This is a genomic window from Isoptericola sp. NPDC019571, from assembly GCF_044389385.1.
Lineage (GTDB): Bacteria > Actinomycetota > Actinomycetes > Actinomycetales > Cellulomonadaceae > Isoptericola > Isoptericola nanjingensis.
In genome coordinates, this window is the sequence record NZ_JBIRXZ010000002.1 from 461,707 (window position 1) to 473,940 (window position 12,234).

The 12,234-nt window shown below is 75.8% G+C and carries 8 protein-coding genes; all 8 read left to right on the forward strand.

The window, feature by feature from the left end; translation table 11 throughout:
- Positions 1-390: 390 nt before the first annotated feature.
- The 8 genes from ACH443_RS05460 to murC all read left to right on the forward strand — a co-directional run bounded on the left by ACH443_RS05460 (position 391) and on the right by murC (position 11,988).
- Complete coding sequence (locus ACH443_RS05460) at positions 391-2,118, forward strand: peptidoglycan D,D-transpeptidase FtsI family protein (protein WP_430589684.1); 1,728 nt, start codon at positions 391-393, stop codon at positions 2,116-2,118.
- Positions 2,119-2,226: 108 nt separating this feature from the next.
- On the forward strand, positions 2,227-3,870 hold the full coding sequence (locus tag ACH443_RS05465) for a UDP-N-acetylmuramoyl-L-alanyl-D-glutamate--2,6-diaminopimelate ligase (protein WP_430589685.1): 1,644 nt from the start codon (positions 2,227-2,229) through the stop codon (positions 3,868-3,870).
- Positions 3,867-5,351: a UDP-N-acetylmuramoyl-tripeptide--D-alanyl-D-alanine ligase gene (gene murF / locus ACH443_RS05470; protein ID WP_430589686.1), complete on the forward strand. Its 1,485-nt coding sequence runs from the start codon at positions 3,867-3,869 to the stop codon at positions 5,349-5,351. The genes ACH443_RS05465 and murF overlap by 4 nt, the downstream gene beginning before the upstream one ends.
- On the forward strand, positions 5,348-6,430 hold the full coding sequence (gene mraY, locus ACH443_RS05475; protein WP_429762183.1) for a phospho-N-acetylmuramoyl-pentapeptide-transferase: 1,083 nt from the start codon (positions 5,348-5,350) through the stop codon (positions 6,428-6,430). Before murF ends, mraY begins: the two co-directional genes overlap by 4 nt.
- A complete protein-coding gene (gene murD, locus ACH443_RS05480) occupies positions 6,427-7,893 on the forward strand; it encodes a UDP-N-acetylmuramoyl-L-alanine--D-glutamate ligase (RefSeq protein WP_430589687.1) in 1,467 nt (488 codons plus the stop codon). The genes mraY and murD overlap by 4 nt, the downstream gene beginning before the upstream one ends.
- Before the next feature lie 36 nt (positions 7,894-7,929).
- Complete coding sequence (gene ftsW / locus ACH443_RS05485) at positions 7,930-9,282, forward strand: putative lipid II flippase FtsW (protein ID WP_430589688.1); 1,353 nt, start codon at positions 7,930-7,932, stop codon at positions 9,280-9,282.
- A gap of 10 nt (positions 9,283-9,292) precedes the next feature.
- Positions 9,293-10,468: an undecaprenyldiphospho-muramoylpentapeptide beta-N-acetylglucosaminyltransferase gene (gene murG, locus ACH443_RS05490; protein ID WP_429762180.1), complete on the forward strand. Its 1,176-nt coding sequence runs from the start codon at positions 9,293-9,295 to the stop codon at positions 10,466-10,468.
- Positions 10,465-11,988: a UDP-N-acetylmuramate--L-alanine ligase gene (gene murC, locus ACH443_RS05495; protein WP_430589689.1), complete on the forward strand. Its 1,524-nt coding sequence runs from the start codon at positions 10,465-10,467 to the stop codon at positions 11,986-11,988. Before murG ends, murC begins: the two co-directional genes overlap by 4 nt.
- The last annotated feature ends 246 nt before the right edge of the window (positions 11,989-12,234 follow it).

The window sequence follows — 12,234 nt, forward strand, 5'->3', positions numbered from 1 at the left end:
CGGAGCGGCGGCTCGGGCGCAGGCTCGGGAGGCCGCTCGGCCGGCGGGCGCGCGACACGCCCGGGCCCGGCCCGCACGACCCGGACGCCGGCACCGCAGACTCGAGGGGTGAGCACCTCCCGCACCACGAACGGCTCGACGCCGCGGGCGGCCGCGCGTCCTGGCACAGGCTCGACCTCGCGGTCGACGCCCCGTTCCCGCCCGGGCCGCGGGACGGCGGCCCGGAACGCGAACCCGCCCGCGGGCGGCGGGCGCCCGCGGGCGGGCACGACGCCGGTCCGCTCCACGGGCCGGACGACGGCGCGCGGCGGGGGTGCACCGCCGCGCCCGCGTGGCGGAGCCGCGGGCCGGGGGCGTCCGGGCGACCCCGGGCGCCGGCAGCGGTGGATCATGGTCGTCGCGGCGCTCGTGCTCACCGTCTTCGTGGGCCGGCTGGTGCAGGTGCAGATCTTCCAGGGACCGGCGCTCGCGGCGAAGGCGCAGGAGGCGCGCACCACGCACTCGGTGCAGCTCGCGCACCGCGGCGACATCGTCGACGCCAACGGGCGCGTGCTCGCGACGTCCGTCGACCGGTACACCATCTCCGCCGACACGCTCGCCATCCAGGGCTTCCAGGGCGGCCAGCGCGTGGACACCGCCACCGGCAAGGCGGTGCAGGACGGCGCGCTCGGCATCGCGCAGCTCCTTGCGCCGATCCTCGACGCGCAGCCCGCGGAGCTCGCCGCGAAGCTCAACGGCGACGACCGGTACGTGATCCTCAAGCGCAACGCCGTGCCCGAGGTGCAGCGGGCGATCGCCAAGCTGGAGCTGCAGGCCTACGTCCGCACCGAGCTCACCTCCCGCCGCACCTATCCGGCGGGCACCGTCGCGGGCACGCTCGTGGGCTTCGTCGACCGCGACCAGGTGGGCCAGGGCGGGCTCGAGCGCGCCTACGAGGACGTGCTCGCGGGCACCGACGGCAAGGTCACCTACGAGCGCGGCCGCGACGGCGTCCCGATCCCCAACTCGGAGCGGGACACCACCGAGGCGGTGCCCGGCAGCAACGTGGAGCTGACGATCGACCTGGACGTCCAGTGGAAGGCGGAGGAGCTGCTCGACGACGCGGTCTCGAAGACCGGGGCGAAGTACGCCATGGCGGTCGTCGAGGACGTGCGCACGGGCCAGGTGCTCGCGGTGGCCGACTCGGGCGACGTCGACCCCAACGACCGGTCGACGTCCGCGGTGGCCAACGGCTCCCGCGCCGTGAAGGACGTCTTCGAGCCCGGCTCCACGGGCAAGGTGATCACGATGGCGGCAGCCCTCGAGGAGGGCTACTGGAAGCCCGACAGCCAGTTCCGCGTGCCGTACCGTTTCACCACGCCCAACGGCGAGTCGTTCAAGGACTCGCACGAGCACCCCGACCAGCAGCTGACGCTCGCCGGCGTCCTGGCGCACTCGTCCAACACGGGCACGGTGCAGATCGGCGAGAAGATCCCGCTCGACGTCCGCTACGACTACCTCGGCAAGTTCGGGTTCGGGCAGCCCACCGGCCTCGGGCTGCCGGGCGAGTCGGCGGGCATCCTGCCCTCCGAGCAGACGCTGGCGCACGACGCCCGCACCCCGTACACGATCCTGTTCGGGCAGGGCGTGGCCGTGAACGCGATGCAGGCGACCCAGGTCTTCTCGACGGTCGCGAACGGCGGCGTCCGGGTGGAGCCCAGCCTGGTCGCCGGCACGCGCGCGTCCGACGGCACGTTCACGCCCGCCGAAGCGCCCTCGAAGGAGCGCGTGGTCTCGGAGAAGACCGCCGACTCGGTGATGCGGATGATGGAGTCGGTCGTGGGGGAGGAGGGCACCGCCGCCAACGCGCGGGTGCCCGGCTACCGCGTGGCCGGCAAGACCGGCACCGCCCAGATGTGGACGGGGGCCGGGACCACCTACATGGCGTCGTTCATCGGCGTCGCGCCCGCCGACGACCCTCGCTACACGGTGTCGGTCTTCCTGCGCAGCCCCCAGTCGTCGATCTACGGCGGCGTGGTGGCCGCGCCGGTCTTCAGCGACCTCATGGGGTACACGCTGCAGAAGATGGACGTGCCCCCCAGCACGACCCCGTTCAAGCCGTACGCCCTCACCTGGTGAACGACGTGGTGACCGAGGCGGCGAACGACGCCGTGCGGTCCGTGACGGTTCTCATGCCGGGCGCCCTGGGTGCCGGGCCCGCAGCACGCAGACGGTAGGTTCTTCTCCGTGACATCCCCGCTTCCCCGTATCCGGCCCGCGGGCACGACGCCCCGGCGGGTGCGGGACCTCGCCCTGGCCTTCGGGCTCGAGGTGACGACGCCGGCGGCACCGGACGAGGGCGGCCCCCGGCCGCAGGTCCCGGCCGACGTCGTCGTCACCTCGGTCGCGTCCGACAACCGCGTCGTCGCAGGTGGCGACCTGTTCGTCGCCCTGCCCGGTGCGCAGGCCCACGGCGCGCGGTTCGCCGCCGACGCCGTGGCCCGCGGGGCCCGGGCCGTGCTCACCGACGCCGCGGGCGCCGCCATCCTCACCCGCGGGCCGCACGCGCTCGACCCCGTGGTGCCGGTCCTGGTCGCCGACGACCCGCGGGCCGTCCTCGGGCCCGTCGCGGCCTGGGTGTACGGGGAGCCCGCCGAGCACCTGATGACCTTCGGCGTCACCGGCACCAACGGCAAGACGACGACGACGTACCAGGTCGACCACCTGCTGCGGGCCCTCGGCTGGACCGGCGGCCTGATCGGCACGGTGGAGATGCGTGCGGGCGACACGGTGCTCCCGAGCCGGCTCACCACCCCGGAGGCCGCGGACCTGCAGGCGCTGCTCGCCGCGATGTGCGAGGCGGAGGTGCGCACGCTCGCGATGGAGGTGTCCTCCCACTCGCTGTCGATGCACCGGGTGGACGGCATCGAGTTCGGCGTGGTCGGGTTCACGAACCTCAGCCAGGACCACCTCGACTTCCACGGCGACCTGCAGTCGTACTTCGACGCGAAGGCGTCGCTGTTCACGCCCGAGCACGCGCGCCGCGGCGTCGTCGTGGTGGACGACGTGTGGGGCGAGCGCATGGCGTCCGCCGCGCAGGTGCCCGTCGCGACGCTGCGCACCCGCGCCCCCCGGGACGGCGAGGCGGCGGCGGACTGGACCGTCACGGACGTCGCGGCGCACGGCACCGGCTCCGCGTTCACGCTCACGCACGCCGACGGGCGCTCGCTGCGCACGTCGACGTCCCTGCCCGGCGGGTTCAACGTCGCGAACGCCGCGCTCGCCGTCGCGATGGTGCTCGAGGGCGGTGCGCACGTCGAGGACGTGGCCGAGGCCCTCGCCGCGGCCGACGGCCTCTCGGCCGTCGTGCCGGGCCGCATGCAGGTGGTCGGCGCGGGCGGGGACGGCCACCCTCGCGTCGTCGTGGACTTCGCGCACAACACCGAGGCGCTCGAGCTCGCGCTCGCCGCGCTGCGCCCGACGACGGCCGGCCGGCTCGTCGTCGTGTTCGGAGCCACCGGGGACCGCGACAAGGGCAAGCGGCCCGCGATGGGCGCCGCCGCCGTCGCGGGCGCGGACGTCGTCGTCGTCACCGACGACGACCCCCACGGCGAGGACCCCGCCGCCGTGCGCGCCGCGGTGCTCGAGGGCGCCCGCGCGGCCCGCGACGCGGCGCGCGGCTCGGGTCGCGACGTCGTCGTGACCGAGGCGGCGCCGCGCGCGACCGCCATCGAGAAGGCCGTGCTCGACGCCGGGGCGGACGACACCGTCCTCGTCGCGGGCCGCGGCCACGAGACCATCCAGGAGGTCGCGGGCGTCGACCTCGAGCTCGACGACCGGGACGAGGCCCGCCGCGCGCTGCAGCGGCGGCACGAGAGGACCACCGCATGATCGCGCTGACCGCCGCCGACGTCGCCGAGGCGACCGGGGGACGGCTGCACGCCGACGCCGCCACGCCCGTGAGCGGGCCCGTCGTCGTGGACTCCCGCCGCGTCGAGCCCGGGGGGCTGTTCGTCGCGCTGCCCGGCGAGCGCGTCGACGGGCACGACTTCGCCCGCGGCGCCGTCGAGTCGGGGGCCGCGCTGGTCCTGGCCGCCCGCGAGCTCGAGGGCGTGCCGACGGTCGTCGTCGACGACGTGCAGGCCGCGCTGGGCGAGCTCGCGCGCGTCGTGCTAGCCCGCGTGCGGGCCGCGGGCGACCTCCGGGTCGTCGCGGTGACCGGCTCGGTGGGCAAGACCACGACCAAGGACCTGCTGGGCCAGCTCCTCGTGGACCTGCTGCCGGAGGGCGTCGCCCCCGAGGACGGCCTGGTGGTGCCCACGGGGTCGTTCAACAACGAGGTCGGCCTGCCGCTGACCGTCCTGCGCGTCACCGAGGCCACGCGCTTCCTCGTGCTGGAGATGGGCGCGGACGGCCCCGGCAACATCGCTTACCTGACGCGGATCGCCCCGCCCAACGTCGGCATCGTGCTCGCCGTCGGCGTGGCCCACGTGGGCAAGTTCGGTTCGGTCGAGGCCATCGCGCGCACCAAGGCCGAGATGGTCTCGGGCGTCGTGCCGGGCGGCGCCGTCGTGCTCAACGCCGACGACCAGCGCGTCGCGGCCATGGCGTCGCTCGCCGCCCCGGAGCACACCGTCACCACCTTCGGCACCATCTCCTCGGCCGACGTGCGCGCCGCCGACATCGGGGTGGACGCCTCCGGCCGGGCGACGTTCGGGCTCGCCGTCGCGGGTGGCCACGACCTGGGCGACCCCGCTCCCGTGGCGCTGCGCCTCGTGGGCGCGCACCACGCGAGCAACGCGCTCGCCGCCGCCGCGGCGGTGCTCGCGCTGAGCGGCACCACCGCCGCCGCGATCGCGCGCGTGGCCGACGGCCTGTCCCGGGCGACCCCCCTCAGCCCGCACCGGATGGCGGTCACCGAGCGACCGGACGGCGTCACCGTGGTCGACGACGCCTACAACGCCAACCCGGACTCGATGCGCGCCGCGCTGCGGGCGCTCGCCGTCATGGCGGGCCGCACGCGCCGCTCCGTCGCCGTGCTGGGCGAGATGCTCGAGCTCGGGGACGGCTCGCGCGCCGCGCACGACGAGATCGGCCGCCTCGTGGTGCGATTGAACGTCAAGCTCCTCGTCGTCGTCGGCGACGGGGCGTACCACATCCACGAGGGGGCCATGCAAGAGGGCTCCTGGGGAGAGGAGTCGGTCTTCGTGCCTGACCTCGACGCCGCGCGCGCGGTGCTCGCCGAGGCGCTCGAGCCGGGCGACGTCGTCCTCGTGAAGTCCTCCCTCGGGTCGGGCCTGTGGCGCCTCGGCGACGAGCTCGCCGCCGGCGGGCCGGCGGCCGCCGAATCGGCCGTGGAGGTCGCCCCGTGATCGCGATCCTGGTCTCGGCCGGCGTCTCCGGGCTGGTCGCCCTCTTCGGGACGCCCCTGTTCATCCGGTTCCTCATCCACCGCAACTACGGCCAGTTCGTCCGCCAGGACGGGCCGACCGCGCACTTCACGAAGCGCGGCACGCCGACGATGGGCGGCGTCGTGATCATCGCGGCGGCCCTGGTCGGCGTCGCGGTGTCCATGCTGGTCGCCGGGAGGCCGCCGAGCGCGTCGGCGCTGCTGTGCCTGTACCTGATGACGGGCCTCGGCCTGGTCGGCTTCCTCGACGACTTCACGAAGATCCGCAAGCAGCGGTCCCTGGGCCTCACGCCGAAGGCGAAGATCATCGGCCAGGGCTTCGTCGGGATCAGCTTCGCGGTCCTCGCGCTGCAGTTCCCCAACGCGAACGCCCGGACGCCCGCGTCCACGCGGATCTCGTTCCTGCGCGACACCAACCTCGACCTGGCGTTCGCCGGCGTCACGGTGGGTCTCATCCTCTTCGTGATCTGGGCGAACTTCCTCATCACGGCCTGGTCCAACGCGGTGAACCTCACGGACGGCCTGGACGGCCTGGCGACCGGCGTGTCGATCATCGTCTTCGGCGCGTACGTCCTCGTGTGCATCTGGCAGCTCAACCAGTCGTGCCAGCGGCTCGCCGCGGCCGGGCCGCGCTGCTACGAGGTGCGCGACCCGCAGGACCTCGCGATCGTCGCCGCCGCCATCGCGGGCGCCTGCATCGGCTTCCTCTGGTGGAACGCCAGCCCCGCGAAGATCTTCATGGGCGACACCGGCTCGCTCGCCCTCGGCGGCGCCCTGGCGGGCATCTCGATCCTGTCGCGCACCGAGATCCTCGCCGCGATCATCGGCGGGCTCTTCGTCGTCATCGTCATGTCCGACGTCATCCAGATCGGCTTCTTCAAGATGACGGGCAGGCGCGTGTTCAAGATGGCACCCCTGCACCACCACTTCGAGCTGTCCGGGTGGGGCGAGGTCACGATTGTCATCCGGTTCTGGCTCATCGCCGGCCTGTTCGCGGCGCTCGGCATGGGCGTCTTCTACGCCGAGTGGGTGGCCACGTGACCGAGCCCGACCCGCGGGCGCTGCCCGACGGCGCCCGCGTCGTCGTCGCCGGGCTCGGCGTGACCGGGCGCGCCGTCGTCGCCGCCCTGTCGGGCGGTGCGGCCGGGCGGGTGGCCTCGGTGGTCACGGTCGACGGACGCGCGGACGACGCCGACGTGCGCGACGCGGACGACCCCGCCGTCGCGGGGCGCGTCGTCGCGGGCGCCGACCTCGTCGTCGCGTCCCCGGGGTGGGCGCCGAGCACCCCGCTGCTGGCCGCGGCCCGGGCCGCCGGCGTCCCCGTGTGGAGCGAGATCGAGCTCGCCTGGCGGCTGCGGGTCGAGCGCACCGGTGCGGACGGGGCGCGCGGGCCCGCCCCGTGGCTCGCCGTCACGGGGACCAACGGCAAGACGACGACGGTCGAGATGCTCGCGTCGATCCTCACCGCGGCCGGCCTGCGCGCCGCCGCGGTCGGGAACGTCGGGACCCCGGTCGTCGAGGCGGCGCAGGACCCGTCGCTGGACGTCCTCGCGGTGGAGCTCTCCAGCTTCCAGCTCCACCACACGCTCACGACGTCGTTCGAGGCCGCGGCCGTGCTCAACGTGGCTGCCGACCACCTCGACTGGCACGGGTCGCTCGAGGCGTACGCGGCGGACAAGGGCCGGGTCTACGCCCGCGCGCAGGTGGCGTGCGTGTACAACGCGGCCGACCCGCGCACGGAGCAGCTGGTGCGCGACGCCGACGTGACCGAGGGCGCCCTCGCCGTGGGGTTCACCCTCGGCGCCCCGGGCCCGGGTCAGCTGGGCGTGGTCGAGGACGTGCTCGTCGACCGCGCCTTCCACGCCGAGCCCGGCGCGCGCGACCGGCAGCGGACGGCCGCCGAGCTCGGCACCCTCGCCGACCTCGCGCACCTCGCCCCCGGGGGCGGCACCCCGCCGCCGCACGTCGTCGCGAACGCCCTGGCGGCCGCCGCGCTCGCCCGCGCGCACGGCGTCCCCGCGGCCGCCGTGCGCGACGGCCTGCGCGCGTTCCTGCCCGGCGCGCACCGCATCTCCGAGGTGCGCGTGCTCGACGGCGTCGCCTGGGTGGACGACTCGAAGGCGACCAACGCGCACGCCGCGGCAGCCTCGCTCGCGTCCTACGCGCCCGGCACCGTGGTGTGGGTGGCCGGCGGCCTCGCGAAGGGAGCGTCGTTCGACGCCCTCGTCGCCGACCGCGCCGACCGCCTCCGCGCGGCCGTGCTCATCGGCGTCGACCCGGAGCCGATCCGCGGGGCGCTGGCCCGACACGCGCCCGAGATCCCCGTCGTCGTGGTCGATCCCGGCGACACTGGGTCCGTGATGCGGCGCGCGGTCGCGGCGGCACGTGACCTGGCTCGTGCCGGGGACACCGTCCTGCTGGCGCCCGCCGGTGCGTCCATGGACCAGTTCGCCTCCTACGCCCAGCGGGGGGAGGCGTTCGCCACGGCCGTGGCGGAGCTGTAGCGGCACGACGCCGCGACGACGAGCGAGAGGTGTCGGATGGCGGTCACGACGGGCACCCGACGCGCCCCGCGAGGGTCGGGGGGTCGTCCGTCGACGGGCCGGGCCCCGAGAGACCGGCCGGCCCCGCGCTCCCCGAAGCGGACCGAGCGCCCGTGGCTCGGTCAGTGGAACAGCACCGTGACGAGCTATTACCTGCTCGTCGGTGCCACCGGGCTGCTGCTGGTCATCGGGCTCGTCATGGTGCTGTCCAGCTCGACGGTGACGTCCATCGCCGCGGGGGACTCGCCGTTCGCCGCGTTCATGGTGCAGGCACGGTTCGCCCTCATCGGCCTGCCGCTCATGCTGATCGCCGCCCGGCTGCCGGTGCGCTGGTACAAGCGCCTCGCATGGCCGGCGATGCTGGTCACGCTGGCGATGCTCGTCGCGGTGCTCTTCGCCGGCAAGCTCGTCAACGGCAACCGGAACTGGCTCGTCGTCGGTCCGGTGCAGTTCCAGCCCTCGGAGCTCGCCAAGCTGGGGCTCGCCGTGTGGCTGGGCGCGGTCCTGGGCCGCAAGCAGCACCTTCTCGGCAGCTGGGGCCAGGCGCTGGTGCCGGGAGTGCTGGGGCTCGGCGCGGTCCTCGGGCTCGTCATGGCGGGACACGACCTGGGCACGGCCCTCATCCTCGCGGTGCTCGGCCTCGGCGCGTACTGGGTCTCGGGCGCGCCGGCCTCGATGCTTGCCGTGGGCGGGGTCGGGGCGGCGCTGCTGGTCGGCTGGGCGTTCATCGTCAACCAGGACGGCAGCGACCGGCTCACCCGGATCCTGGCCGCCTACGGCACGTGCACGGACACGCAGGGGCAGTGCTACCAGTCGATCCACGGGATGTACGGGTTGGGCACCGGCGGGCTGTTCGGCGTGGGCCTGGGTGCCAGCCGCGAGAAGTGGAAGTACCTGCCGGAGGCGCACAACGACTTCATCTACTCCGTGATCGGCGAGGAGCTCGGCCTGCTCGGCACGCTGCTCGTGCTCGCGCTGTTCGTGGTCCTCGGGATCGCGATGGCGCGGGTGGTGCGCCGGCACCCGGACCCGTTCGTGAAGATCACCACGGCCGCGATCGGCTGCTGGGTGGTGGGCCAGGCCTTCGTGAACATCGGCGTGGTGATCGGCGTCCTGCCCGTGATCGGCGTCCCGCTGCCGCTGGTGTCGGCGGGCGGGTCCGCCCTGGTCACGACGATGGTGGCGCTCGGTGTGGTGATCAGCTTCGCGCGCAGCGAGCCGGGGGCCGCCGAGGCCCTCGCCGCCCGACGGAGCGTCGTCAAGAGGTCGGTCGCGGTCCTGTCGCGGCGGGGCAGGGCCGGCGCCACCGGTGGGGGCGCGCGGCGCCGCGGGGGCGACGGCGGCCGATAGGGTCCTGCCTGTGAAGAGCTCTGCAGTCACGTCCGTCGTCCTCGCCGGGGGCGGCACCGCCGGCCACGTCAACCCCCTCCTCGCCGTCGCGGACGAGCTCCGTGCGCGGGAGCCGGAAGCCAGGATCCTCGCCCTCGGCACCACGTCCGGGCTTGAGGCCGACCTCGTCCCGGAGCGCGGGTACCGGCTGTGGCCCATCCCGCGCGTGCCGCTGCCGCGGCGCCCGAGCGTCGACCTGCTGAAGCTGCCCGGCCGCCTCAGCGCGGCCGTGAAGGCGGCGGAGGCCGCGATCGACGAGATCGGTGCCCAGGCCGTCGTCGGCTTCGGGGGGTACGTCTCCACCCCCGCGTACCTCGCCGCCCGGCGCAAGGGCGTCCCCGTGGTGATCCACGAGCAGAACGCCCGTGCCGGCCTGGCCAACAAGCTCGGCGCCCGCTGGGCCGCCCGCGTCGGCGCGACCTTCCCGGGCACCCCGCTGCCGGGCGCCCAGGTCGTCGGTCTCCCGCTGCGGGCCGAGATCGCGGACCTGGTCTCGGCGCGCGAGGCCGACGCGCTGGCCGCGCGCGTCCAGGCCGCCGACGCGCTGGGCCTCGACGCCGGCCTCCCGACGCTCGTGGTCACCGGCGGCTCCTCGGGCGCGGCGTCGGTGAACGCCGCCCTGGCCGGGTCGGTCGAGGCGCTGCTGCGCGCCGGCGTCCAGGTGCTGCACCTGACGGGCAAGGGCAAGGACGGGCCCGTGCGGTCCGCCGTCGACGCCGCCACCGCCGCGGGCGGGTTCGAGGCCGCGCGCTACCAGGTGCGCGAGTACCTGTCCGAGATGCAGCTCGCGCTCGCCGTCGCGGACCTGGTCGTCGCCCGCTCGGGCGCCGGCACGGTGTGCGAGCTCGCCGCCCTCGGCGTGCCCGCGGTCTACGTGCCGCTGCCCATCGGCAACGGCGAGCAGCGGCTCAACGCCGCGCCGCTCGTGGAGGCGGGCGGCGGCCTCCTCGTCGACGACGCCGACCTCACCCCCGCCTGGGTGGCCGAGCACGTGCCGGCGCTGCTGGCCGACCGGCCGCGGCTCGACGCGATGGCGTCCGCGGCCCGGGCGACCGGGGTGCGCGACGGCGCCGCGCGCGTCGCCGACCTCGTCGCCGAGGCGGTCGCGCAGGCGGACGCGGGCGCGGGTACCGGGCGGCAGGCATGAGCGCCGCACCGTCGACGCGGCCCCCGGCGCTGCCCGTCGAGGAGCTCGGCCGCGTGCACCTGGTCGGCGTCGGCGGCGCGGGCGTGTCCGTCGTCGCGCGGCTGCTGGCGGCCCGCGGGGCCGACGTCCAGGGCTCCGACGCGGCGGCCGGCCCCGCCCTCGAGGCGCTGCGCGCGGACGGCGTGCGGGTCTGGGTCGGGCACGACGCGGCGCACGTCGTGGGGCCGGACGGCGCGCCCCTGGTCGACACGGTCGTCGTGTCGTCCGCGGTGCGGGAGACGAACCCGGAGCTCGCCGCCGCCCGCGCTGCGGGGATCCGGGTGCTGCACCGCTCCCAGGCGCTCGCGTCGCTGATGCTCGGACGCCGGGCGGTGGCCGTGGCCGGCGCGCACGGCAAGACCACGACGTCGGCGATGGTCGCGACCGTGCTGCGCGCGTGCGGCGTCGACGCGTCGTTCGCGATCGGGGGCACGGTGCGGGTGCGGGACGCCGAGGGCCGCGAGGGCGCGGTGCCCGGGGGGCACCTCGGTGCGTCCGACGTGCTCGTGGCCGAGGCCGACGAGTCGGACGGCTCGTTCCTCAACTACGCCCCCACGGTGGCCGTCGTGACCAACGTCGAGCCGGACCACCTCGACCACTACGGCTCGCAGGAGGCCTTCGAGCGGGCGTTCGAGGAGTTCGCCGGCCGGATCGTCGGCGGCGGCACGCTCGTGGCGTGCGCGGACGACGCCGGCTCGGCGGCCCTCGCGGACGCGCACCGGGCCGCGGGGAGGGCCGTGGTGACGTACGGGGAGGGCGCGGGCGCGGACGTGCGGGTGCGCGACGTCGTCGTCGGGGCGGGGACCGTCGAGGCCGTCGTCTCCGGCGGCCCGCTGGGCGACGAGCCGTACGCGCTGCGCCTCGCGGTGCCCGGCGCGCACAACGCGCTCAACGCGACGGCGGCCGTCGTGACCGCGGTGCTGCTCGGCGCGGAGCCGGGCGACGCCGCCCGGGGCGCGGGGACCTTCGTCGGGACGGGGCGGCGGTTCGAGCCCAAGGGCGAGGTCGACGGCGTGCGGGTGTTCGACAGCTACGACCACCACCCCACCGAGGTGGAGGCGCTGCTGCGGGCGGCACGGCCGGTGGCCGGCGACGGCCGCATCGTCGTGCTCTTCCAGCCGCACCTGTACTCGCGCACGCGGATCTTCGCCGGCCGGTTCGCCGCAGCGCTGGCTCTCGCGGACGAGGTCGTCGTCACGGGCGTCTACCGGGCCCGCGAGGACGTCGACCCGACGGTCGGCCCGCGCACCATCACCGACCTGCTCGAGCGGACGTCGTCCGGCGGGGGAGTGCGCGCGGTCGAGGACCGGCTCGAGGCGGCGCACGTGGCCTCGGCGCTCGCGCGCCCCGGCGACCTGGTGCTCACCGTGGGCGCGGGAGACGTCACCGAGCTGGGCCCCGTGATCCTGGCGGACCTCGCCGCGCGTCCCTCCGGCGTGGCGTCGCCGGACGGCGACGCCCGCGACGAGACCATGGGGTGATGCGACCGCCAGCCCGCCCGCGCCCGACGACCCGCGCGACGTCGGGCCGCGCGACGTCGGGACGATCAGCGGCGACCGCGCCGACCGGCACGCCGTCGGTGGGCGCCGGGGCGCCGACGGGGACCCGCGGGACGAAGGGCGGTTCGAGAGGGCCCGCGACGGGAACCACGAAGGCCGCCCCGAAGACAGCCCCGAAGGCCGCGCCCGCCGAGGCCGCGCGGTCCCGTCCCCGCACCGCGGCGACGG